Source organism: Streptosporangium sp. NPDC000563, assembly GCF_040299985.1.
Taxonomy (GTDB): Bacteria; Actinomycetota; Actinomycetes; order Streptosporangiales; family Streptosporangiaceae; genus Streptosporangium.
This window is the reverse complement of the sequence record NZ_JBEPDA010000026.1, coordinates 69860-92615: the sequence shown is the minus strand read 5'-3', so window position 1 is coordinate 92615 and position 22756 is coordinate 69860. Positions and strand designations below refer to the sequence as shown.

General features: G+C 71.6%; 23 protein-coding genes. 19 read left to right on the top strand and 4 right to left on the bottom strand.

Annotated elements, in window-relative coordinates; genetic code table 11:
• Window positions 1-42 precede the first annotated feature (42 nt).
• The 5 genes from ABT352_RS35280 (at window position 43) to ABT352_RS35260 (ending at window position 4470) form a co-directional block, all read left to right on the top strand.
• Window positions 43-765, top strand: a complete 723-nt coding sequence (locus ABT352_RS35280; RefSeq protein WP_350949362.1) for a lysophospholipid acyltransferase family protein — start codon at window positions 43-45, stop codon at window positions 763-765.
• A 106-nt stretch (window positions 766-871) separates the two neighbouring features.
• Window positions 872-1051 carry a hypothetical protein gene (locus ABT352_RS35275; protein WP_350949361.1) on the top strand — a complete coding sequence of 60 codons (180 nt, stop codon included), beginning with the start codon at window positions 872-874 and terminating at the stop codon, window positions 1049-1051.
• Entirely contained in the window at window positions 1048-2058 is a 1011-nt protein-coding gene (locus ABT352_RS35270) for an NAD(P)H-dependent glycerol-3-phosphate dehydrogenase (protein WP_350949360.1), read from the top strand. Before ABT352_RS35275 ends, ABT352_RS35270 begins: the two co-directional genes overlap by 4 nt.
• A gap of 28 nt (window positions 2059-2086) precedes the next feature.
• Window positions 2087-3301: a trans-sulfuration enzyme family protein gene (locus ABT352_RS35265; protein WP_350949359.1), complete on the top strand. Its 1215-nt coding sequence runs from the start codon at window positions 2087-2089 to the stop codon at window positions 3299-3301.
• A 50-nt stretch (window positions 3302-3351) separates the two neighbouring features.
• On the top strand, window positions 3352-4470 hold the full coding sequence (locus tag ABT352_RS35260) for a D-alanine--D-alanine ligase family protein (RefSeq protein WP_350949358.1): 1119 nt from the start codon (window positions 3352-3354) through the stop codon (window positions 4468-4470).
• On the opposite strand, the gene ABT352_RS35255 is transcribed toward ABT352_RS35260, so the two are convergent.
• Entirely contained in the window at window positions 4453-4899 is a 447-nt protein-coding gene (locus ABT352_RS35255; RefSeq protein WP_350949357.1) for a DUF3515 family protein, read from the bottom strand. The genes ABT352_RS35260 and ABT352_RS35255 overlap by 18 nt on opposite strands.
• Before the next feature lie 73 nt (window positions 4900-4972).
• Window positions 4973-5206 carry an Lrp/AsnC family transcriptional regulator gene (locus ABT352_RS35250; RefSeq protein WP_350949356.1) on the bottom strand — a complete coding sequence of 78 codons (234 nt, stop codon included), beginning with the start codon at window positions 5204-5206 and terminating at the stop codon, window positions 4973-4975.
• A 51-nt stretch (window positions 5207-5257) separates the two neighbouring features.
• On the opposite strand from ABT352_RS35250, the gene ABT352_RS35245 reads away from it, so the two are divergent.
• From ABT352_RS35245 to thiD, 3 genes are all read left to right on the top strand, one after another.
• A complete protein-coding gene (locus tag ABT352_RS35245) occupies window positions 5258-6214 on the top strand; it encodes a thiamine-phosphate kinase (protein ID WP_350949355.1) in 957 nt (318 codons plus the stop codon).
• 224 nt (window positions 6215-6438) lie between these two features.
• A complete protein-coding gene (locus tag ABT352_RS35240) occupies window positions 6439-7401 on the top strand; it encodes a hypothetical protein (RefSeq protein WP_350949354.1) in 963 nt (320 codons plus the stop codon).
• A 362-nt stretch (window positions 7402-7763) separates the two neighbouring features.
• On the top strand, window positions 7764-8576 hold the full coding sequence (thiD, locus tag ABT352_RS35235; RefSeq protein ID WP_350949353.1) for a bifunctional hydroxymethylpyrimidine kinase/phosphomethylpyrimidine kinase: 813 nt from the start codon (window positions 7764-7766) through the stop codon (window positions 8574-8576).
• Window positions 8577-8761: 185 nt separating this feature from the next.
• Here thiD and rpmB read toward each other — a convergent pair whose 3' ends face one another.
• Window positions 8762-8947 (bottom strand): 50S ribosomal protein L28, encoded by a 186-nt coding sequence (rpmB, locus tag ABT352_RS35230; protein ID WP_012894387.1) that lies wholly within the window; start codon window positions 8945-8947, stop codon window positions 8762-8764.
• 299 nt (window positions 8948-9246) lie between these two features.
• Between rpmB and ABT352_RS35225 the strand changes: the two genes are divergently transcribed.
• The 10 genes from ABT352_RS35225 to ABT352_RS35180 all read left to right on the top strand — a co-directional run bounded on the left by ABT352_RS35225 (window position 9247) and on the right by ABT352_RS35180 (window position 17906).
• Entirely contained in the window at window positions 9247-10827 is a 1581-nt protein-coding gene (locus tag ABT352_RS35225) for a DAK2 domain-containing protein (RefSeq protein ID WP_350949352.1), read from the top strand.
• Window positions 10828-10896: 69 nt separating this feature from the next.
• Complete coding sequence (gene recG / locus ABT352_RS35220; RefSeq protein WP_350949351.1) at window positions 10897-13068, top strand: ATP-dependent DNA helicase RecG; 2172 nt, start codon at window positions 10897-10899, stop codon at window positions 13066-13068.
• Window positions 13069-13474: 406 nt separating this feature from the next.
• Entirely contained in the window at window positions 13475-14107 is a 633-nt protein-coding gene (locus tag ABT352_RS35215; protein ID WP_350949350.1) for an RsmD family RNA methyltransferase, read from the top strand.
• Between the two features lie 15 nt (window positions 14108-14122).
• On the top strand, window positions 14123-14599 hold the full coding sequence (coaD, locus tag ABT352_RS35210; protein WP_350949349.1) for a pantetheine-phosphate adenylyltransferase: 477 nt from the start codon (window positions 14123-14125) through the stop codon (window positions 14597-14599).
• Window positions 14600-14665: 66 nt separating this feature from the next.
• Window positions 14666-15217, top strand: a complete 552-nt coding sequence (locus ABT352_RS35205; protein WP_350949348.1) for a YceD family protein — start codon at window positions 14666-14668, stop codon at window positions 15215-15217.
• Between the two features lies 1 nt (window position 15218).
• Window positions 15219-15398 carry a 50S ribosomal protein L32 gene (rpmF, locus tag ABT352_RS35200; RefSeq protein ID WP_012894381.1) on the top strand — a complete coding sequence of 60 codons (180 nt, stop codon included), beginning with the start codon at window positions 15219-15221 and terminating at the stop codon, window positions 15396-15398.
• A gap of 244 nt (window positions 15399-15642) precedes the next feature.
• Window positions 15643-16359 carry a ribonuclease III gene (rnc, locus tag ABT352_RS35195; protein WP_350949372.1) on the top strand — a complete coding sequence of 239 codons (717 nt, stop codon included), beginning with the start codon at window positions 15643-15645 and terminating at the stop codon, window positions 16357-16359.
• 22 nt (window positions 16360-16381) lie between these two features.
• Entirely contained in the window at window positions 16382-17248 is an 867-nt protein-coding gene (gene mutM / locus ABT352_RS35190) for a bifunctional DNA-formamidopyrimidine glycosylase/DNA-(apurinic or apyrimidinic site) lyase (RefSeq protein ID WP_350949347.1), read from the top strand.
• Window positions 17245-17520 carry an acylphosphatase gene (locus tag ABT352_RS35185; RefSeq protein WP_350949346.1) on the top strand — a complete coding sequence of 92 codons (276 nt, stop codon included), beginning with the start codon at window positions 17245-17247 and terminating at the stop codon, window positions 17518-17520. Before mutM ends, ABT352_RS35185 begins: the two co-directional genes overlap by 4 nt.
• 191 nt (window positions 17521-17711) lie before the next feature.
• Window positions 17712-17906, top strand: a complete 195-nt coding sequence (locus ABT352_RS35180; protein WP_089213397.1) for a hypothetical protein — start codon at window positions 17712-17714, stop codon at window positions 17904-17906.
• Window positions 17907-17987: 81 nt separating this feature from the next.
• Here the strand turns inward: ABT352_RS35180 and ABT352_RS35175 are convergent, their stop codons facing one another.
• Window positions 17988-18791: an alpha/beta hydrolase-fold protein gene (locus ABT352_RS35175; RefSeq protein ID WP_350949345.1), complete on the bottom strand. Its 804-nt coding sequence runs from the start codon at window positions 18789-18791 to the stop codon at window positions 17988-17990.
• Window positions 18792-19008: 217 nt separating this feature from the next.
• Between ABT352_RS35175 and smc the strand changes: the two genes are divergently transcribed.
• Entirely contained in the window at window positions 19009-22698 is a 3690-nt protein-coding gene (gene smc, locus ABT352_RS35170; RefSeq protein ID WP_350949344.1) for a chromosome segregation protein SMC, read from the top strand.
• Window positions 22699-22756 lie beyond the last annotated feature (58 nt).

Below are 22756 nucleotides of genomic sequence, written 5' to 3'. Positions count from 1 at the left end.
AACCGGGAGACTGAGGCGCACCCCGCTCGGATGGAGGAGCCCATGAGACGCCCCGGATGGCCTTCGCGATTCTGGGTGGCCTTCGCCGTCGTCATCGTCAAGCCGATCTCGTGGCTCCTGGTCAAGAAGGACTGGCGTCGCAGCGACCGCCTCCCAAGGACGGGCGGGATCATCATGGTGACCAACCATCTGTCGTGGCTGGACCCCATCCTCGTCGCGCACTTCCTCTACAACCACGGCCGCTGGCCGGTGATCCTCGCCAAGTCGGGTCTCTTCTCCGTACCGCTCGTCGGTCACCTGGTGAAGGTCATGCAGGCCATCCCGGTCTACCGGGGGAGCGCCGACGCGGCGCGCTCGCTGGAGGAGTCGAAGCGGCGGCTCGCCGCCGGGGCGTGCGTGATGTTCTACCCGGAGGGCACCTGCACCCGCGACCCGGACTTCTGGCCGATGGAGGGCAAGACCGGCGCGGCCAGGCTCGCGCTGGCGACCGGCGCGACGGTGATCCCCGTCGCCCACTGGGGAGCCCAGGAGATCCTGCCGTACGGCGCGAAGAGGCCCCGCCTGCTGCCGCGCAAGACGTTCAGTGTGCAGACGGGGCCACCGGTCGACCTGTCGAAGTACGCGGGACGCGAGGGGGAGCCGCCCTCCGCCGACGTCCTGCGCGAGGCGACCGCCGACATCATGGCGGCGATCACGGCCCAGCTGGCCGAGATTCGCGGGGAGAAGGCACCCGAGACGCCGTTCAGGCGACCGTCCGACAACTGACTTCGGCGTACGGTGTTGACATCCCCCCTCCGTAGGGGGAGGGGGTTCCCACGGTCGCCCGTGAGAGTTCCTGATTCACCATCGGTCGCCCGCCAGGAGAAATCCCTTGAGGTCCTACAGCAACTCCGCAGGCGTTTCGCCTTCCCGCCGTCCGGGGGGTGAGGACGCCGCAGGCCACCCCGGTGGTGACCTGGTCATCGCCGGACCCGGTGCGGAGCCGTACGGCGCCGCGCGCCTCCTCGCCCGCCCCGAGGCGGAGGTTTCCACGCCCGAGGAGAACCGATGACCAAGGCGGCCGTGTTCGGCACGGGCTCGTGGGGGACGACCTTCGGCATGATCCTCGCCGGGGCGGGCACCCGGACGACGCTGTGGGGACGCAAGCCGGAGATCGTCGAGGCGATCGACCGGCGGCACGAGAACCCCGACTACCTGCCGGGCGCGGTGCTGCCCGAGACCCTGCGCGCCACCGTCGACCCCGCCGAGGCCCTCGAAGGCGCCGACTTCGTGGTGCTCGCGGTGCCCTCCCAGACCCTGCGGGAGAACCTGACCCGCTGGAAGCCGCACCTGCCGCCCGGCGCGGTGCTGGTCAGCCTGATGAAGGGCATCGAGCTGGGCACCACCAAGCGGATGAGCGAGGTGATCCGCGAGGTCGCCGAGGTGCCCGAGGAACGCGTCGCGGTGGTGTCGGGACCCAACCTGGCCGGTGAGATCGTCAGGGGCCAGCCGGCCGCCACCGTGGTCGCCTGCACGGACGAGCGGGCGATGGAGCGACTTCAGGAGGCCTGCTACCTGCCGCCCTGGTTTCGTCCGTACACCAACCCCGACGTCATCGGGGTCGAGCTCGGTGGGGCCGTCAAGAACGTGATCGCCCTGGCGGTCGGCATCTCGGCGGGGATGGGACTCGGCGACAACGTCGGGGCGATGCTGATGACGCGTGGCCTGGCCGAGATCTCCCGGCTCGGCGCGGCGCTCGGCGCGGACCCGCACACCTTCGCGGGCCTCGCGGGCATGGGTGATCTGGTGGCGACCTGCACCTCCCCATTGTCGAGGAACCGTACTTTCGGTGAGAATCTGGGGCGAGGCATGACGCTGACCGAGGTCATCGCCGCCACGAAACAGACCGCCGAGGGGGTCAAGTCCTGCGAGTCGGTGCTCGAACTGGCCAGAAAACACGATGTGGAGATGCCGATCACCGAGGTGGTGGTGGCCGTCGTCCACGACGCGATGCCCCCCAGCGAGGCCGCGGTGCTGCTGATGTCGCGGACTCCCAAGCCGGAACGGTACGGCCTGTGAACGGACGGCGTGGTCGATGAACAGACGGATGCGCAGACGCAAGGGCGAGAACACCCGGTCGGTGCACCTGCCCGCTCCCGAGCCGCCGCCGCAGGACCCGCTCGGCCCTCCCGTGTGGCGCAGTTCCGCGTGGCACTTCGGTGACTCCGCCGAGTACGCCGAGGCGTTCGACGACAAAAGTCCCGGATACGCCTACGGCCTGGCCGACAACCCCACCACGGCCTCCTTCGCCTCGGCGGTGGCCTCCCTGGAGGGCGCCGCGGCGCCCGAGGACGTGGCGGGCCAGGCGTTCGCCTCGGGGATGGCCGCGGTCAACGCGGTCCTGATGACGTTCCTGCGCGCGGGTGCGCACATCGTGGCCCCCACCCCGCTGTACGGCGGGACCCACTCGCTGATCACGAACGTGCTGGCCAGGTTCGGGGTCGGCGCGGACTTCGTCGACTACGGCGAGCTGTCCCGGGTGCGGGCGGCGATCAAACCCAACACGAAGATCATCTATGCGGAGACGCTGTCCAACCCCACCATGGCCGTCTCCGACATCCGGGGCCTCTACCGGATCGCCCGCGCCGCCGGGGCGCTGCTGGTGGTCGACTCCACCTTCGCGACCCCGATCGTGTGCCGTCCCCTCGAACACGGCGCCGACCTGGTGATCCACTCCGCGACCAAGTATCTCGGCGGCCACGACGACTGCGCCGGAGGTGTGGCGGTGGGCCGTCCCGACCTCATCGCCCAGCTGCGCGAGGTCAGGATCGACACCGGGGGCACCCTTTCCCCCGACGACGCGTTCCTGCTCCGCCGAGGTCTGGAGACCCTGACGCTGCGGGTCCGCCGGATGTGCTCCACCGCGATGGTCTTCGCCGCCGCCGTGGCCAAGCATCCCGCCGTGCGCCGGGTCGACTACCCGGGACTGCCGGGACACCCCGGCCACCAGCTCGCCAGGCACCTGTTCGACTCAGGCCCCGAGGGCACGAGATACGGCGCCTGCGTGACGATCACCCCGCGCGGCGGCTACGACGCGGGGGTGGCCCTCGCCGACGCGCTCAAGCTCGTCCCGATCGCCACCTCCGCCGGAGGGACACGCACCAAGGCCGCGCACGTGGCCTCGGCCGCCCACGGGCGGCTCGGTGAGGGATCCGGGGTCGACGCGGCGGCGGTCCGCTTCTCCATCGGGCTGGAGGACGCCGAGGATCTGATCATGGACGTGACCAAGGCGCTCGACTCATTACCCACATCGGGTAGGTAGGCGCGTCTAACAGCTGGATTGCCCCCTAACAGGGGGTAGATTCGGTCATCATGAGTGAGCAGCACGAACCTCTACCGAGGGTCGCCGTCGTCTTCGGCGGTCGCAATTCCGAGCACGCCGTCTCCATTCTCGGGGCGGGAAGCGTGCTGGAGGCCATCGACAGATCCAAGTACGAGGTGGTCCCCATCGGGATCGCCCAGGACGGCCGGTGGGTGCTCGCCTCGGGGGAGCAGCGCTACGAGATCGACAGCGGTGAGCTGCCCGCCGTCGACGCGGCGGGGGCGACCCTCGCGCTCGCCGCGTCGACGGCGGGCGGCGGCTCGCTGGTGGCGTACGACCCCGGCAGCATTCCCGTCGAGCTCGGCCAGGTCGACGTCGTCTTTCCCGTGATGCACGGCCCCTTCGCCGAGGACGGCACGATCCAGGGGCTGCTGGAGATGGCGGGGGTCCGCTACGTCGGCTCCGGGGTGCTGGCGAGCTCGGTCGGCATGGACAAGTCCTACATGAAGCTGGTGCTCGCCGCCGCGGGCCTGCCCGTCGGCCCGTACGTCACGATCCGCGACCGCGACTGGCGGACCGACCGCGGCCGGGTCCTCAAGGAGGTCCAGGAGCTCGGCTGGCCGGTCTTCGTCAAGCCCGCGCGCGCCGGGTCCAGCCAGGGCATCTCCAAGGCCGCCAACCTGGAGGAGCTGGAGCGGGCGATCGAGTTCGCCCGCGAGCACGACCCCAAGGTGCTGGTCGAGGCCGCCGTCACGGGCCGCGAGATCGAGTGCGCGGTGCTGGAGTCGCCGGGCGACGAGGCGCCCAGGGCGAGCCTGCCCGGCGAGGTGCTGGTCCACGGCGACCACGAGTTCTTCGACTTCGAGGCCAAGTACCTCGGGGACGACATGTCGCTGTCCGTGCCCGCCGACATCCCCCAGGAGACCGCGGAGGAGCTGCGTGCGATGGCCGTCCGCGCCTTCGAGGCGCTGGGCTGCGAGGGCCTGTCCCGGGTCGACTTCTTCTTCACCCCCGACGGGCGGTTGATCGTCAACGAGATCAACACCATGCCGGGGTTCACCTCGATGTCGGTCGCGCCGCAGCTGTGGGCCGCCACCGGGGTGCCCTACGCCGAGCTGGTCGACCGGCTGATCCGGCTCGCGCTCGAACGCTCACCCGGTCTGCGGTAGGGCGCTCTTGATGGGGGCCGCGAGGTCGATCAGCACGTTCTGCGGGGTGTGCTCCCGCGCGATCGTCACCTCGACGTAGGCCTCCCTGCCGATCGCGGTGAACAGCGTCGGCCTGGCCGGGTCGGCGTACCACGCCACCCCGTCGATCTCGGGCACCTGGTCGGTCGGTGACATCGTCACCGGTCGCGGCACCCCGCAGCGCAGCGCGATGCGCGCCTCCCCCCACACGGCGACGTAGGGGGAGGCGGGGGTGGACTCCGTACGGTCCGCGCCGTCGAGCGTGCGCGGGAGCCGCTCGGCGAGCGCCTGGCAGGCGGCGGCGGCCGGCCCCTCGGGAGTCGGAGGCTCGACCCGGACGGCGCCGCCGCAGCCCGCCAGGATCAGCAGGGCGCAGGCGCACGCCGTCCGGCGGGCGAACCGCAGTGGCATGTCACGTTCCATGGGTCGGATGCGGGAGCCGGGAACCCGGACGTAAGACCGGGCGCCGGCTCGATTCGCGAACTCAGATGTGGACGATGGGACACGTCAGCGTACGCGTGATCCCCTCCACACCCTGGATCTGGGCCACCACGAGCTTGCCCAGCTCGTCGACGTTGCGGGCCTCGGCGCGCACGATGACGTCGTACGGCCCGGTGACGTCCTCCGCCTGGGTGACACCTGAGATACCGGAGATCTCCGACGCCACGTTCGCGGCCTTGCCGACCTCGGTCTGGATAAGGATGTAGGCCTGCACCATAGCGACCTCCCGGGCGATTGGATCAGTGCCGAAGGGCCACCGTACCCTGTGATGAACGGGAGGTGCGTCATCACAGTCGGAGATCTCGGCGAATTCGGGGTTGTTGCACGTATTGCCGGACGTTTGCCACGAGGTAGGGCCGTGTTGCTCGGTCCTGGGGACGACGCCGCGGTGGTGAGCGCTCCCGACGGACGGGTCGTCGTCACGACCGACCTGTTGATTGAGGGTAGGCACTTCCGCCGCGATTGGTCCAGTGGCTACGACATCGGCCGCAAGGCCGCCGCGCAGAATCTCTCCGACGTCGTGGCGATGGGGGCCGACCCCACCGGTCTCGTCGTCGGTCTCGGACTGCCCGCCGACGCCACCACCGGCTGGCTGGACGACCTCACCGACGGCTTCCGCGACGAGTGTGATCTCGTCGGCGCCGCGGTGGCGGGCGGCGACATCACCCGCTGCGACCTCGTCGTGGTCGCCGTCACCGCTCTCGGCGACCTGGGCGGCCGGGCACCGGTCACGCGCTCGGGGGCCCGTCCCGGTGACGTGGTCGCCTTCGCGGGCCGCCTCGGGTACGCCGCGGCCGGGCTCGCGCTGCTTCGCGCGGGATCGACGGGACCGACGGAGTTGATCGACGCCCACCGCCGCCCGCTGCCCCCCTACGCACGCGGCCCGGAGGCCGCCGCGCTCGGCGCGACCGCGATGCTCGACGTGAGCGACGGCCTGCTCCAGGATCTCGGCCACGTGGCGGCGGCGGCCGGGACCGCGCTCGTCCTCGACCCGGAGGCGTTCGCCGTCCCGCCGGTGATGCGGGAGGCCGCCCGGCTGCTCGGCGTCGATCCGCTGGAGTGGATTCTCTCCGGCGGCGACGACCACGCCCTCGCCGCGACCTTCCCCGCTCACCTGGGGCTCCCGGAGGGCTGGAACGTGGTGGGTCACGTCGTCGAGGGGGAAGGTGTGCAGGTCAAGGGCCTTCTTCTTGATCACGGAGGCTGGGATCACTTCCGGGAGTGACATGTACCACTTCCTGTGATGTTTGTGAAAATTGCGACAAACGGTTATCTAACTGGTATGAAGATGGGCGGTCGAGATTCCCTCGAGAAAGGGGCCACATGGGCCGCCACGGCGCGAACGGGGAAGAGGCTCTCCCGAACCGGGGTAAACGCAGGCCGGAGCCCACTCCGGAACCGGGTCCCAGGGACGAGCCGCTCGGGCGCCGGCTCCGTCCCGAGGAGTCGGTGAGCGCCGAGACCCGGACGGGTTTCCTGGGATCGGGATGGACCTCGGAGTCCGAGCCGTCCGACACGGCAGCGACGTCAGCGACCTCCACCGCGCTCGACCCGTGGCCCGAGGACGAAGAGGGATCCGGCGGACGGGTCAGGAAGGCACTGCTGATCGTCGCCGCGGTGGCCGTGGTGCTGGGCGGGACCGTGGTCGGCGTCCGGGCCCTGGCCGGTTCGGAGAGCCCCGCCGACTGCCCGCCCGCCGGCTGCGTCGCGGCGTCGAACCAGCCGCTACCGGAGGCGGACGACACCGGCCTCGCCGAGGAGCCCACCGAGGAACCGGCGCCGGAGGACGAACCCGCGGAGCCGGGCGACGAGACTCCGGAGCCCGAGGACGAGAAGGCGAGGCCCACGGCCGCACCTGACCGGCCCTCCCCCCGCAGGGGAGACGGGGGCACCACCTCCACCCCACGGCCCACGCCGACGCCGAAGGCCACCCGCGCGCCCCTGGACGTCGACGCCCGGCCCGACGACTCGTCACCCACCGACGAGCCCGGCTCCGCCCCCGAGCCCCTCGTCGTCGGCGAACAGACGCCGGCCCCCGCCGAGCAGCCCCTGAGCAGCGCCGGACCCGATCCCGCGCCCAGTGAGACGACCTTCGTCGCGCCCCCGTCCGCGGGGGGCGCCGCGATCACGGTCGGCGCCGGCGTGGTGCGGGAGAGCTCGCGGACCTACACCGTCGAACTCGTGGTCGCCGCGAACGAGAACGTCGCGAACCTGACGGTGAGCCTGCCGGTCAGCGGTGAGATCTCCTCGGTGCGGGGAGCCGGCTGGGAGCAGGTCGACGGCGACCTGGTGATCGAGTCGCGGAAGAACCTGAGGGCCGGTGAGAGATTCGTCGTCACCTTCACCGCGAGCGGGGACGCGGAGATCCCGGCGAGCTGCTGGAGCGAGCAGGGAGAGTGCTCCGTCGCCTGACCGGGGGCGCTCACGACACAGCCCTCCAAACCGCCCACACGGCCCCAATGAAGCCGTAGACGGTCAAGGATCCTGTTTCCCCCGTAAACCGGCAGAGAGCCGCTCAGAGGGCTCTGGAGCGGCGAGAACCTCCGGGGGGAGGCGTCCCTGTCTCGGGAAGCGGCGTCGTCTCGGGAAGCGGCGTCGAGAGGTCCCGCGCCGGGGACGGGAAAGGCCAGGGGAGCGCTTCGCGGCCGGAGCGACGCCGCGTGGACGACGAGGGGCTCGGGGGCGGGCTCGTCGGTGGGCGACGAGTCATCGGGCCGGACATCGACGTCCAGAGGCACGCGGGTGGACGACGCCGGTCGGATGCGACTGGTTGGATGGGAAACATGACCGTTTTGACTCCCCCTCGCGTGCTGACCGTCGCCGGCTCCGACTCCGGAGGCGGCGCGGGCATCCAGGCCGACCTGAAGACCATGCTGGCCCTCGGCGTACACGGCATGAGTGTGATCGCCGCGGTGACCGCGCAGAACTCGATGGGCGTGCAGGGCTACTGGGAGCTTCCTCCCGAGGCGGTACGTGCCCAGCTCGACTCGGTGCTCGGTGACATCGGGGCACAGGCGGTCAAGACCGGCATGCTCGCCTCGCCCGTACTCGTGGAGACGGTGGCCGAAGTACTGGCGAGGCTGGACGTGCCCGTCGTGGTCGACCCCGTCGGGGTCTCCAAGCACGGCGACGCGCTCCTCGCCCCCGAGGCCGTGGAGACGGTGAAGTCGCGCCTGCTGCCCACGGCCACGGTGGTCACCCCCAACCTGTGGGAGGTCCTGCAGCTCACCGGGATGAAGGTCGAGGACGAGGCCGACCTGCGCCGGGCCGCGGACGCGGTCCTGGAGTTCGGGCCGAGGTGGGCGCTCATCAAGGGAGGCCACCTGCCGGGCGCCCCGATCGACCTGCTGACCGACGGCACCCGGGAGTTCCGCTTCGGCGCGGAGCGCCACGACAACCGGCACACCCACGGCACGGGCTGCACGCTGGCCTCCGCGATCGCCTCCCACCTCGCCCTCGGCGAGGACGTCCCGGCCGCCGTGGAGAAGGCGAAGGCGTACGTCACCGGCGCGATCGCGCACGGTTTCCCGCTGGGAGCGGGCATCGGCCCCGTGGACCACGCCTGGCGGCTGCGCGTCTCCCCCTGACCCTCACGGACCCCCACGCCCTTTCACACGGGGACGACCTCGGAAGCGGGGCGGCTTCCGGGGCAGGGCGTTCCCCGGACGGGCGGGCCCGGATCGGAGGGACCTCGTGAACGGGAGGGAAACCCTCGGGGAACGACGAAGCCCGCCGCCCTGTCGAGAGGGCGGCGGGCTTCGCGAAGGTCTGGCTAGCGGGTGACCTTGCCGGCCTTGATGCAGGAGGTGCACACGTTCAGCCGCTTCGGCGTGCCGTTCACCACTGCGCGCACGGGCTGGATGTTGGGGTTCCAGCGGCGGCGGGTGCGGCGGTGCGAGTGGGAGACGTTGTTGCCGAAGGTCGGCTTCTTAGCGCAAACGTCGCAGACGGAAGCCACGGTTCGCTCCTTATATCAGTCGAGAGGCTCGATCCGCCGCACTGGCGGCGATCATCGGGCACGCCGGGACGGCCGGCTGGCCACACGAGGATATCCGATGTCCGGCCCTGCACGCGAACGCGAACCGCGGCGAACGGTCGAACGGGGATAATCTCCGGAGGCAACCGTAGCGCATCACGGGACGAGCGCGAGCAGAAGCGGGTTTCGCGCCGGGACATCGGCCGCCTTCCGACCTCCAGGGGGCGGTCGGCGCGTTCCAGGACGGGCGTGAGCAGGTGTGGGAGAGCAGGAGGGCAGGAATGCTGCAGGTTCTCGACCCGCCCGCGGTGCGCAGGTGGTCACGGCTCGCGGCGGAGACGCTGGGAAGGGCGCGCGAGGAGATCGACGCGCTCAACGTCTTCCCGGTACCCGACGGCGACACCGGCACCAACCTGCACCTGACCATGCTCTCCGCCGCGGAGGCGCTCGACGGGCTGCCTGCCGACGCCGGTGCCGAGGCCACCTGGCGGGCGTTCGCGCAGGGGGCGCTGCTCGGCGCCCGGGGCAACTCGGGGGTGATCGTCAGCCAGGCGCTGCGCGGCCTCGCCGAGGTGCTCAGGGAGGCCGAGGGACGCGGCGCGGACCTCGGGCGGGGCCTGGTCAGAGCCGCCGAACTCGCCCGGGCCGCGGTCTCCAGACCGGTCGAGGGCACGATCCTGAGCGTCCTGGCGGCCGTGGCGACGGCGGTGCGCGACGGGCGGGAGGACCTCGCCTCGGTCGCGAGGAGAGCGGCGGGGGAGGCGCGCTCCGCGCTCGGCCGTACCACCGGGCAACTCGACGTGCTGGCCCGCGGCGGGGTGGTCGACGCGGGCGGCGCCGGTCTGACGATCATCCTGGAGAGCCTCGCCGCCGTCGTCACCGACTCCTACACCGGGCGGGTGGACATCCCGGCTCCGGCACACCGGGTCGTCCCCGAGACCGCGGCGGGGGAGGGCGAAGACGGGCCCGGCTACGAGGTCATGTATCTGCTGGACGCCGGCCAGGAGGAGGTCGCCGCGCTGCGCGAGGAGCTCGACGCGCTCGGCGACTCGCTGGTGATCGTGGGCGGGGACGGCCTGTGGAACGTCCACGTCCACGTGAACGACGCCGGCGCGGCGATCGAGGCGGCGACGAGGCTGGGCCGTCCCCACCGGATCAAGGTGACGTACCTGGTCGGCTCGGGCAGGATCCATCCGGCCGCGCGGGGCAGGGGCGTGGTCGCGGTGGCCGCGGGACCCGCGCTGGCGGCGGTGTTCGAGGAGGCCGGGGCCGTGGTCGTCCGGCGCGAGCCCGGATCGAGTCCTCCGCTGGCGACGGTGCTCGCCGCCATCCGCGAGGCGGGCTCCGAGGTCGTGGTGCTGCCCAACGACAGCGGGACGCGCGAGGTCGCGGCCGCCGCGGCGGAGGTCGCGAGAGAGGAGGGCCTGGTGGTCGGCGTACTCCCGACCAGGGCCTCGGTGCAGGGCCTGTCGGCGCTCGCCGTCCACGACCCGCTGCGCCGCTTCGACGACGACGTGGTGGCGATGACCGAGGCCGCCGCGCACACCCGCCACGGGCACGTCTGGGTGGCCGACCGCGAGGTGATGACGAGCGCGGGCCTGACCTCGCCCGGCGACGTCCTGGGGGTGGTCGACGGCGACGCCGCGCTGATCGGCACGGACCTGGTGGCGACCGCGCTGGAGGTCGTACGCCGCATGGTCTCGTCGAGCAGTGAGCTGGTGACCGTCCTGGAGGGGGCCGACGCGCCGGAGGGGCTCGCCCGCGCCGTGGCCGAGCATCTGGCCGAGACCAGGCCGGACATCGAGGTGGTCCGCTACGAGGGCGGGCAGGGCGGCTACCCGCTGCTCATCGGCGTGGAGTGAGACGGCGCCGGGTGCCCGGGTACGTCGTGGCGGGTGAATTCTGTCGCCTCGACACGGTAGAAAACGGGGGTGACGAGCTTCGACGAGCCGCTGGCGAAGGCGCTTGACCCCAAGACGGCCAAGCTGCTGGAGAGCGTTCTCGACCTGCGCACCGTCGGCGACCTGCTGCGGCACTACCCGCGGCGCTACGCCGAACGGGGCGAGCTGACCGATCTCGACGATCTTCGGGTCGACGACCACGTCACCGTGGTGGGAGAGGTCACCAGGGCCATGCGCAGGCCGATGCGCAACAAGGGCGGCACCTGGCTGGAGGTCGAGGTCGCCGACGCCCGGGGCAGCAAGATCTATCTCTCGTTCTTCGGCAAGACGTCCCACATCGCGGAGACGCGGCTGAAGCCGGGCAGGCGTGGCATGTTCGCGGGGAAGGTCGGCGCCTTCGGCCAGGGCGAGAAGCGCAAGTGGCAGCTCTCCCACCCCGAGTTCGAGATGATCGAGGAGAGCGAGGCGGGCGCGGAGGAGTTCGCCGCCGCGCTCGTGCCGATCTACCCGGCGGGCAAGGACGTGACGCCCTGGGCGATCCGCAGGGCACTGGGTGTCGTCCTCGACACGATGGGCGAGCTCGACGACTCGCTCCCCGCGGAGCTGCGCGCCCGGCACCGGCTCCCCGGCCTGTCGGAGGCGCTGCTCGCGATCCATCGCCCCCGCGACCACGCCGACGTGGCCAGGGCGCGCAAACGGCTCAGGTTCGACGAGGCGTTCCTGCTCCAGGCGGTGCTGCTGCAGCGCCGGATGGCCGCGGCCTCCTGGCCCGCCACGCCCCGGCCCGCGATCTCGGGCGGGCTGCTCGCCGACTTCGACGGGCGGCTGCCGTTCGAGCTCACCGAGGGGCAGCGCGAGGTGGGCGAGGAGATCGCGGCCGACCTGGCGCTGCCCCACCCCATGCACCGGCTGCTCCAGGGCGAGGTCGGCGCGGGCAAGACCATCGTCGCGCTGCGCGCGATGCTCCAGGTGGTCGACGCCGGGGGGCAGGCCGTGCTGCTGGCACCCACCGAGGTGCTCGCGCAGCAGCATCACCGGTCGATCTCGGCCATGCTCGGAGACCTGGCCACCGGCGGCATGTTCGGCGGCACCGCGGTCGCCCTGCTGACCGGCTCTCTGGGCGCCGCGGCCCGCCGCTCGGCCATGCTCGACGCGGCCTCCGGCGCGGCGGGCATCGTCGTCGGCACCCACGCGGTCCTGCAGGAGCGCGTCCAGTTCGCCGACCTCGGCCTGGTCGTGGTCGACGAGCAGCACCGGTTCGGCGTCGAGCAGCGCGACGCGCTCCGCGAGAAGGCCGGGGGCGGCCGCCCGCACGTGCTCGTGATGACCGCCACGCCCATCCCGCGCACCGTCGCGATGACCGTCTTCGGCGACCTCACGGTCTCCACGCTCTCCCAGCTGCCCTCCGGCCGTGCTCCGATCACCACGCACGTGGTCCCCGCCGCGGAGAAGCCGCACTTTCTCGACCGGGCCTGGACGCGGCTGCGCGAGGAGATCGAGCTGGGCCGCCAGGCATACGTCGTGTGCCCGCGCATCGGCGACCTGGAGGGCGACGAGGGCGACATGTCGAAGGCCGACGACGAGCGCAGACCGCCGCTCGCGGTGCTCGACGTGGCCGAGACGCTCTCCGACGGGCCGCTGCACGGGCTGCGTACGGAGGTGCTGCACGGCAAGCTGCCGCCCGAGGAGAAGGAGGCGGTGATGAAGGCCTTCACCAGGGGGGAGATCGACGTGCTGGTGGCGACCACGGTCATCGAGGTCGGCGTCGACGTCCCCAACTCCTCGGTCATGGTCATCATGGACGCCGACCGCTTCGGCGTCTCCCAGCTCCACCAGCTCCGCGGCCGGGTCGGGCGCGGCGGGCTGCCCGGCCTGTGCCTGCTGGTGACCGACTCTCCGGGGGGCACGCCCGCCAGGGCACGGCTCGACGCGGTGGCGGCCACCCTGGACGGCTTCGAGCTGTCCCGTGTCGACCTGGAACAGCGCAGGGAGGGTGATGTGCTCGGTGTGGCCCAGTCGGGGCGCAGATCGTCGCTGAAGATGCTCAGGCTGCTGCGTGACGAGGACGTCATCCACGCCGCGCGCCTGGACACCGAGGCGATGCTGGAGGCCGACCCCGAGCTCGACGGCCATCCCGTGCTCCGCGCCGAGATCGACAGGCTCCTCGCGGACGAGCGCGCGGAATATCTGGAGAAGACCTGATGGGGCGGGTGACGAGGTGTCCGCGGGTTCTTCTCGGGACCGGGGGCGTTCACCGGCCCCTGTGCCCAACTGCGGGGACGGCCTCCCCCCGAATGCCGTCCCCGCTTGGGCCCACTCCCGGGTCAGGTGCCGAGAGCACCGGCGTGCGGAAGGGCTCACGATCACGCCGGTCGGCCTCCCCCTGGGTCACTTGGAGGCCGCAGGAATCATCATGCAAGGGACCGGCACCGGACGGAACGACCCTTACGCTTTCGTCGCCACTCCTTGCCCACTCTTGACCTAGATCACCTATCAGGACCCTTTTGACCTGCGGTTATGTGATGCGTCGCGACACGCCGGGGTGCGTGCGGCGCCGCTGCGCCCGCGGCGTGGACGACGGCGCGGACGGCACTGAGAGGATGGCCGGGTGAGCCGAGTCATCGCGGGAAGCGCAGGAGGACGGCGGCTGGCCGTGCCACCGGGGCGGGGGACCCGCCCCACCAGTGACCGGGCGAGGGAGGGGATCTTCTCCACCGTGGGGTCGCTGATCGGCCCGCTGGAGGGGTGCCGGGTGCTCGACCTCTACGCGGGCTCGGGGGCGCTCGGGCTTGAGGCGCTCTCCAGGGGAGCGCATCACGCGCTCCTCGTGGAGTCGGACGCGAAGGCGATCCGGACGATCAGGCAGAACATCGCCTCGCTGGGACTGCCGGGGGCCGAGGTCGCCGCCGACAGGGTGGAGCGCCTGCTGGCGAGGGGCCCGGGGGGCACCCGAGACGCCGGAGACGCCGGAGACGCCGGAGACGCAGAAGACACAGGGGGCGCCGGGAGGCCGTACGACCTCGTCTTCGCCGACCCGCCGTACGCGCTGGCCGGCGAGGAGGTGGACGCGATGCTCGTGTCTCTGCGCGACCGGGGCTGGCTGGCCGAGGACGCGCTGGTCGCGGTGGAGCGGGAGAGCAGGGGGAAGGGTCTGGTCTGGCCCGCGGGGTACGAAGAGGAGAGGGTCCGTCGTTACGGCGAAGCGTCCGTTTGGTACGGTCGCGCCGCCGGGAATCCTTAGAGCAGGGGGTCCACCTTGCGTCGCGTTGTCTGTCCGGGATCCTTCGATCCCGTCACGAACGGTCATCTGGACATCATCGGCCGGGCTTCCCGGCAGTACGACGAGGTCGTCGTGGCCGTACTGATCAACATCGAGAAGAAGAGCCTCTTCACGGTGGAGGAACGCATCCAGACCCTCCAGACGGTCACCAAGGAGTACGGGAACGTCCGCGTGGACAAATTCCACGGGCTCCTGGTCGACTACTGCAGGCAGCAGGAGATCCCCGCCATCGTGAAGGGCCTGCGCGCGGTGAGCGACTTCGACTACGAGCTCCAGATGGCGCAGCTCAACTACCGGATGTCCGGGGTGGAGACCCTGTTCATGGCCACCGGGCCCGAGGTCTCGTTCCTGTCGTCCAGCCGCATCAAGGAGATCGTCAAGTACGGCGGGGACGTGGCCGGGCTGGTTCCCGATCTCGTACAGGAACTCCTGGTCGAACGGCTCAGGGGCTAGGTCCTGCTATTCTCTTGTTTCGGCCTTGCACGACGGCGATGATGCGCCATGCCTAACGAGAGCGAAATGACTCAGCACCTTGACCCCCGCGCCCCATGGGTGATCTCCACCCATGATCTTGGGCGGCGACCGGGGTCGATGCGCCGGATGAATCTCGCGCTCCCGGCACCGGCGGACATCGGCGTCGACATGATCGGCGTCCCCAAGGACGCCGACGTCGAGCTGGACATCCGGCTTGAGGCGGTCATGGAGGGTGTGCTCGTCACGGGCACTGCGCAAGCCCCGCTGCGGGGGGAGTGCGCACGCTGCCTGGAACCGGTCATCTCGCGCAGCGAGGTGGACTTCCAGGAGCTGTTCTTCTACTCGGCAGAGGATGCTGCCGAGGGTGACTCGCTTCTCGACGGTGAGCTTCTCGACCTCGAACCCGTGTTTCGCGACGCGGTGGTGCTCACACTGCCGTTGAGCCCGGTCTGCGGTGAAGACTGCGCCGGGCTCTGCGTGGAGTGCGGTGTCAGGCTGGCCGATGCCGAGCCTGACCACGGCCACGAGGTGATCGACGCCCGCTGGGCGAAGCTGCAAGGTCTGGTTCCGGAACATAACAACGATCAGGAGAGCTGACGTGGCTGTCCCCAAGCGCAAGATGTCGCGGAGCAATACTCGCTCCCGCAGGTCGCAGTGGAAGGCCGCCGCGGTTTCGCTCGTGAGCTGCCCCCAGTGCCGCTCGCCGAAGCGTCCGCACGTGGCGTGTCCGACCTGCGGCACTTACAACCGCCGTCAGGTGATCGAGCCCTCCGCCTGATCGCATTCTGACCGACGGATGCCGACCGGGCCCGCCACGGGTCCCGGTCGGTGTCAACGTCTGCGCCCTCTGCGATGGCGGTTCGCCCGCGGCTGTGGTGGACGCCGGGGTTCGCGGTAGAACGCGTGCCCTCCCGGCGCCCACCACATCTTCGGGCATCTTCCTTTCCCTACCTTCGCCATCGCGCATTCGCTGAGAGAACGTGCGAGGAGAAGTCGTGGGTACAAGCGTCAAGCCTGTCGCCGTGGAGTTCGTCAAGGAAGAGCTGGAGCGCCTCCTTCTGGTGCGCCTCGACGTCGCGATCCTGGAGCGGGCGCTGACGCACCGCTCCTACGCGTACGAGAACGGCGGCCTGCCGACCAACGAGCGCCTGGAGTTCCTCGGAGACTCGGTGCTGGGCCTCGTCGTCACCGACACCCTTTACCGCAACCACCCCGACCTGCCCGAGGGGCAGCTCGCCAAGCTCAGGGCCGCGGTGGTCAACATGCGCGCCCTCGCCGACGTGGCCCGCACCCTGGGGCTGGGCCGATTCCTGCGGCTCGGCCGGGGCGAGGAGGGCACCGGAGGGCGCGACAAGTCCTCGATCCTCGCCGACACCCTTGAGGCGCTCATCGGCGCGGTCTACGTGAACAGGGGGCTGGACGAGGCGTTCCGCGTCGTCCACCTGCTCTTCGACCCCCTCATCACCCGCTCCGCCTCGCTCGGCGCCGGGCTCGACTGGAAGACCTCCCTGCAGGAGCTCACCGCGTCCGAGTCGCTCGGCGTGCCCGAATACCATGTCGAGGAGAGCGGTCCCGACCACGCCAAGTCCTTCACCGCGGTCGTCCGCGTCGGTGGCGAGGGGTACGGCTCGGGGGCGGGGCGCTCGAAGAAGGAAGCCGAGCAGCAGGCCGCGGAGGCCGCCTGGAACCGCATCCGCGAGGACCGCGAGCGGCGCGAGGCCAGCCGATCCGTCGGCTGATCCGTCGCCAGAGGAGGGACGCATGCCCGAGCTGCCCGAGGTCGAGGTGGTACGCCGCGGCCTGGAGCGGTGGGTCTCCGGCCGGGTCGTCGCCCGTGCCGAGGTGCTCCACCCGAGGGCGATCAGGCGGCACGTCCCCGGCGCCGCGGAGTTCTCCGCCCGGATGGAGGGCCGCACGATCGGCCCCGCCGAGCGCAGGGGCAAATACCTGTGGCTGCCCCTGGGCGGCTCGGACGCGATCCTCGCCCACCTCGGGATGAGCGGTCAGCTGCTCGTCGTGGAGCCGGACTCGGCGCCGGAGAAGCATCTGCGCGTCAGGATCGGCTTCGCCGACGGCGGTCCCGAGCTGCGCTTCGTCGACCAGCGGACCTTCGGCCACGTGCTGGTGACCGGGATGACCCAGGCCGGCGGCCGGGCGGTGCCCGAGCCGATCGCGCACATCGCGGCCGACCCGTTCGAGAGGCACTTCGACGACGACGGGTTCGCCCACCGGCTGCGCGCCAGGCAGACCGAGGTCAAGCGGGCGCTCCTGGACCAGTCGCTGATCAGCGGTGTCGGCAACATCTACGCCGACGAGGCCCTGTGGCGGGCCAGGCTGCACGGCGCCCGTCCCACCGCGACGCTGACCGGACCGAAGGTGGCCGAGTTGCTGGCCGCCGCCCGGGGGGTGATGGCCGCGGCCCTGTCGGAGGGCGGCACATCCTTCGACAGTCTTTACGTGAATGTCAACGGGGAGAGCGGTTATTTCGACCGTTCCCTCGCGGTTTACGGTCGGCGCGACGAACCCTGCTCCAGGTGCGGTTCCCCGATCGTCCGCGAATCGTTCATGAACCGTTCCTCCTACAGTTGCCCCCGCTGCCAGCCCAGGCCCAGGAAGGTCGCGGCATGACGGAGGTACGGCTCACCGCCTGGGTGAGGGGCCGGGTGCAGGGGGTGGGTTTTCGCTGGTGGACGCGTGCGCGGGCGCTTGAGCTCGGCCTGGTCGGCTGGGCGCGCAACACCGAGGACGGCCGGGTCGAGGTGGTCGCGCAGGGCCCGGAGAAATCGTGTGCCAGGCTGCTCGAGCTCCTCAGGGGCGGTGAGACTCCCGGCCAGGTCGCCGGAGTCGTCGAACGCTGGAGTGAGACCAAGGGCGGTGTCGAAGGTTTTGTCGAGCGCTGACCGCTTCCCCAAACCGCCCAAAATGAGGTATAGTTGACTGTCGAGAGTGCCTACTGGTGCATCCACCTGGAGCGTTCAGCTTGACCGTCTCCCTCACCGGTGCGACTCTTGATAAAGAACCACGCGCACCCCTCCCGCGGCAAAGAAGTGCGCGAACCAGTCTGGTCACTCAGCGTGGAGGACCCTTTACTATGGCGAAGGCTCTACTCGGCCACGTCGGCGGTCCCGACCCTCGTATGGTTTCGGAAATGCGTCGCCTCCAGCAGCGCATCCGTGATCTCGAGGGAGAGCTCACCCGGCTCCAGGCCCAGAACGACGAACTCGCGGCCAACACCCGCGATGAGGAGTTCAACCGTCTGCAGGATCGTGAGCCGGCCCTCACCTAACGGGGGCCGGGGCGGAACAACACTGTACAGGGACGCCTCGTCGGGGCGTCCCTTGTCATAGCGGTACGCACGTCACATCCGTTACGTGCGCTGTATGTGTCGTGCCAGGAAGGCAAGCTGCTCGGGTAACACCCTGCGGCGGTAGGCCGTGTCCTGGCACCCTTCTGTGATGCCGCCTTCGGCGGTGGCACCCAGCGCCTTCAGGCCCTTCAGCATGGTCTGGGTCTGCCTGGCCCACGCGTCGCGCTCACCGCAGCCCAGCCAGACCGGGATGTCCACGAGCTCACGCAGCGGCGCCTGCGCCGCGCTCACCGTCGGCGACGCCGCGACCACCGCGGCCACCTGCTCGGGACCGAGCTCCGCGGCGAGCCTCAGCGCCCCGGCGCCGCCCGACGACCACCCCATCAGCCCGATCCTCGTGGTGTCCATCCCGTTCGTGTTCAGGTACGGCAGTAGCGTGCCGGGAATGTCGGCGGAGGGCCAGTCGTCGATGGAGACCACCGCGAAGCGCCCGCCTCCCGCGGCCAGGTAACGGTCGATCGCGTACACGTCGAACGGCGTGCGCGCGTCACCCGCGGCCCCGTGCAGCATGATCACCGCGGGGAGCCCGTCCTCGGCCCCCGGCGGCAGCCCTATGATCACCCGTCGCCGGTCGACCCGGCTGCGTTGGAGCGTTCCAGGAGAGGTCACCGGGGGCTCGGGAACCGCGCCGCAGACGATCTGGGCGTACGCGCCCCGGATGCCGTCGGGGCCGGCCGCCAGGGCGGCGCCACCGAGGCCGAGGGCGGCCAGCCCGCCGCCCACCAGGAAGGCACGTCGCCCGAGATGTCCCCTGTCGCCCGATGGGTGGGATGGAGCCTCGTCCCCGCCGCGTTCCGCGTCCATGCAGGGCACGATAGGCGGTGCGCGGGCGGGTGCGGGTGAAGAACGGTAGTCTTCCCGCGTGACCGCGGCAGTGGGCCGACAGTCGGCCGGCAGTGCTCCGACAGTGCTCTGGCAGTGCTCCGGCAGTGGTCTGACAGGGGCGGACGCGTTCACCGGCGCCCGGGACGCGGCGCGTGACACGCCGGTCGGCGCGGCCGCGCCATGAATGGGGGGTTCGTTGTATCTCAAGACCCTCACCCTGCGCGGGTTCAAGTCCTTCGCCTCGGCCACCACGCTCCGGTTCGAGCCGGGCATCACCGCCGTCGTGGGCCCCAACGGATCCGGCAAGTCCAACGTGGTCGACGCCCTGGCCTGGGTCATGGGCGAGCACAGCGCCAAGTCGCTGCGCGGCGGCAAGATGGAGGACGTCATCTTCGCCGGCACCTCCTCGCGAGCGCCGCTGGGACGCGCCGAGGTCACGCTGACCATCGACAACACCGACGGCATGCTCCCGATCGACTACACCGAGGTGACGATCAGCCGCCTGATGTTCCGGGCGGGCCAGAGCGAGTACGCGATCAACGGTGACACCTGCCGCCTGCTCGACATCCAGGAGCTGCTGTCGGACTCCGGCATCGGCCGCGAGATGCACGTCATCGTCGGGCAGGGCCAGCTCGACCAGGTGCTGCACGCGGGACCCGAGGAGCGCAGGGCGTTCATCGAGGAGGCCGCGGGTGTCCTGAAGCACCGCAAGCGCAAGGAGAAGGCGCTGCGGAAGCTCGACGCGATGCAGGCCAACATGACCCGCGTCCAGGACCTCACCACCGAGCTGCGCCGCCAGCTCAAACCGCTGGGCCGCCAGGCCGAGATCGCCCGTAAGGCCGCCGTCATCCAGGCCGACCTGCGTGACGCCAGGCTCCGGCTGCTCGCCGACGACGTGCTCACCCTGCGGACCACCCTTGAACGGGAGATGGCCGACGAGGAGGCCGTCCGCACCCGCCGCGCCGAGGTGGAGACCGAGCTGGAGCAGGGCCAGGTCGCCGAGTCGGAGCTGGAGTCCGCCGAGGCCGAGGCGCAGCCGCGCCTCGCCGCGGCCCAGGAGACGTTCTTCCGGCTCTCCTCCCTGCGCGAGCGCCTAAGGGGTCTGGCGGGGCTCGCCGCCGAGAGGCACCGGCACGCCACCGAGACCGCCGTGGAGCGGCGCGGGCGCGACCCCGAGGACTTCGAGCGCGAGGCCGAGGAGGTCCGCGAACAGGAGCGGGTCCTGGCCGAGTTGCTCGAAGGGGAGCGGGAGTCGCTCGCCGAGGCGGTGGCCAGACGCGCCGAGACCGAGGCCGCGCTCGCCGCCGAGGAGCGGAGACTCGCCGCCGAGGCGAGGGCCGCCGCCGACCGGCGCGAGGGCCTGGCCAGGCTGCGGGGGCAGGTCGGGGCCGCGCGCAGCCGGGCGGGGGCCGCGGAGGAGGAGATCGGCAGGCTGAGAAACTCGCTGCGGGAGGCCGAGCAGCGCGCCGAGGAGGCCCAGGCCGAGCACGAGGGCCAGGAGCGCGCCGAGCCGTCCGCCGACCCCGCTCTCGCCGAGGAGCTGGAGATCGCCCTGGAGACGGTCGAGCAGGCGAGGGAGTCCGTCGAGTCGGCCAGGGCCGGCGTCGAGGAGGCGAAGGCGGCCGTCGCGGGCCCGAACTCCGCGCTCGGCGCCGCCAGGGCCGCCCTCACCGCCGCACGCGAGGCCGACCAGCGGGCACAGCGCGAGGTGGCGGCCCTCGGGGCGAGGTTCGAGGCGCTGGAGATGGGCCTGGCCGGTGGTGCCGACGGTGGTGCCGCGTTGCTCGCCGCCGACCTGGCCGGGGTGCTCGGCCCGGTGGCGACCATGCTGTCCGTGCGCCCGGGCGCGGAGGTGGCCGTCGCCGCGGTGCTCGGGGCCGCGGCCGAGGCCGTCGCCGTCGACTCACTGCGTAGCGCCGCCGACGCCATCGAGTTCCTCAGGGGCCACGAAGGAGGCCACGCCACCCTCGTCATCGCCTCCGGCGGGGCGGGGGAGGTCACGTCGGGCTCGCCGGGGCCGGTGCCGGTGACCGGAGCCGAGTGGGCGATCGACCTGGTCACGGTCTCCCCCGAGCTGCGGGCCGCCGCCGCCCACCTGCTCGCGGGGGTGCTGGTCGTGGACGACCTCGCGACCGCGAGCAAGGCGGTCGAGCAGGGTCCCGAGCTGCGGGCCGTCACCCGCGCCGGTGATCTCCTGGGATCCCACACCGCCCGCGGCGGCTCCGGGGGCGGCACCTCCGCGCTCCAGATGCGGGCCGCCCTCGACGAGGCCGCCGCGGACCTCGCCCGGGCCAGGGTCGCCGCCGAGCTGGCGGGAACGGAGCTGGAGGAGACCGCGGAGGCCGAGGCGGAGGCGCAGCTCGCGGTCGAGGCCGCACAGGCGCGGGTCGCCGAAGCGCAGACGGGCGTGCAGAACGCGCAGGCGGGGGTGAACGCGGCGCAGGCCGCGCTGGACCGGGTGAGGGCGAGGCAACGCGAGGCGGACCAGAAGGTCGCCGCGGTGGCGAGGCGGCTCGCCCAGCTGGGCGCCGCCGCCAAGGCGGCCCGCGACGAGTGCGAACGCCTGGCCGGGGGCGTACGGGCCGCCGAGGAGGCGCGCGACCGCGACGCGGCGGGTCTCGCGGAGCTGGAGGAGCGGCTCGCCGCGGCCGACGGCGCCGAGGAGCTGGAGATCGAGCCCAGCACCGACCTTCGTGACGAGCTCGCCGAGATCTGCGCGACGGCGAGACAGGACGAGATGGAGCTCCGCCTCGCGGTGCGGACGGCGGAGGAGCGGGTCAGGGGCATCGAGGGCAGGGCCGAGGAGCTGACGCGCGCCGCCGAGCGTGAGCGCGAGGAGCGCTCCAGGGCGGCCGAGCGCCGCGAGTGGCGGCGCAGGCAGGCAGGGACGGCCCAGGCGGTCGTCCGGGGCGCCGAGCTGGCGCTGCGCGCGCTGGAGACCTCGCTGGAGGCCGCCGCGGGCGAGCGCGACGAGGCGGAGCTCGCGCGCGGGCAGATCGACGCCTCGCTCAAGGCCGTGCGGATCCGGGTCAGGGAGCTCTCCGGCGAGCTGGACAAACTGGTCAACCGGGCGCACGGCAGCGAGGTGGCCCGCACCGAGCAGCGGCTCCGCCTGGAGCAGCTGGAGGGGCGGGCGGTGGAGGAGTACGGCGTCGAGGCCGACACCCTCATCGCCGAGTACGGCCCCGGCGAGCCGGTTCCGACGGCCGACGGCGACCCCGTTCCCTACGACCGCGACGAGCAGCTCAAGCGGGCCAGGGCGGCCGACCGCCAGATGTCCCAGCTCGGCAAGGTCAACCCGCTCGCGCTTGAGGAGTTCGCGGCGCTCGAGGAGCGGCACTCGTTCCTCACCTCGCAGCTGGAGGATCTCAAGAAGACCCGCCGCGACCTGTTGCTCGTGGTCAAGGAGGTCGACGACCGGGTCGAGCAGGTCTTCGGCGCAGCTTTCGCGGACGTGGCCCGCGAGTTCGAGACGATCTTCACACGGGTGTTCCCCGGCGGTGAGGGCAGGCTGCTGCTCACCGATCCGGAGAACATGCTCACCACCGGCGTCGAGGTCGAGGCGAGGCCGCCGGGCAAGAAGGTGAAGCGGCTCTCGCTGCTGTCGGGCGGCGAGCGGTCGCTGACGGCGGTGGCGTTCCTCGTGTCCATCTTCAAGGCGCGCCCCTCGCCGTTCTACGTGATGGACGAGGTCGAGGCCGCGCTGGACGACACCAACACCCAGCGCCTGCTCACCCTCTTCGAGGAGCTCAGGCAGACCTCGCAGATCATCATCATCACCCACCAGAAGCGCACCATGGAGATCGCCGACGCGCTGTACGGGGTGTCGATGCGCGGGGACGGCGTCACCCAGGTCATCAGCCAGCGCCTGAGGGAGTCCGTCTGAGCGTGCGGTTCGCGAGCCTGTGCCCGTGATGCCGCAGTGTGATCGTATGGATTTGTAG

Coding starts and splice junctions, on each gene's coding strand:
- ABT352_RS35205 (WP_350949348.1), top strand. CDS start 14,666: ATGACTCAGCACCTTGACCCCCGCGCCCCATGGGTGATCTCCACCCAT.
- ABT352_RS35175 (WP_350949345.1), bottom strand. CDS start 18,791: ATGGACGCGGAACGCGGCGGGGACGAGGCTCCATCCCACCCATCGGGC.
- ABT352_RS35250 (WP_350949356.1), bottom strand. CDS start 5,206: ATGGTGCAGGCCTACATCCTTATCCAGACCGAGGTCGGCAAGGCCGCG.
- ABT352_RS35245 (WP_350949355.1), top strand. CDS start 5,258: ATGAACGGGAGGTGCGTCATCACAGTCGGAGATCTCGGCGAATTCGGG.
- ABT352_RS35260 (WP_350949358.1), top strand. CDS start 3,352: ATGAGTGAGCAGCACGAACCTCTACCGAGGGTCGCCGTCGTCTTCGGC.
- ABT352_RS35185 (WP_350949346.1), top strand. CDS start 17,245: ATGACGGAGGTACGGCTCACCGCCTGGGTGAGGGGCCGGGTGCAGGGG.
- ABT352_RS35265 (WP_350949359.1), top strand. CDS start 2,087: ATGCGCAGACGCAAGGGCGAGAACACCCGGTCGGTGCACCTGCCCGCT.
- ABT352_RS35255 (WP_350949357.1), bottom strand. CDS start 4,899: ATGCCACTGCGGTTCGCCCGCCGGACGGCGTGCGCCTGCGCCCTGCTG.
- ABT352_RS35270 (WP_350949360.1), top strand. CDS start 1,048: ATGACCAAGGCGGCCGTGTTCGGCACGGGCTCGTGGGGGACGACCTTC.
- mutM (WP_350949347.1), top strand. CDS start 16,382: ATGCCCGAGCTGCCCGAGGTCGAGGTGGTACGCCGCGGCCTGGAGCGG.
- ABT352_RS35280 (WP_350949362.1), top strand. CDS start 43: ATGAGACGCCCCGGATGGCCTTCGCGATTCTGGGTGGCCTTCGCCGTC.
- thiD (WP_350949353.1), top strand. CDS start 7,764: ATGGGAAACATGACCGTTTTGACTCCCCCTCGCGTGCTGACCGTCGCC.
- ABT352_RS35225 (WP_350949352.1), top strand. CDS start 9,247: ATGCTGCAGGTTCTCGACCCGCCCGCGGTGCGCAGGTGGTCACGGCTC.
- ABT352_RS35180 (WP_089213397.1), top strand. CDS start 17,712: ATGGCGAAGGCTCTACTCGGCCACGTCGGCGGTCCCGACCCTCGTATG.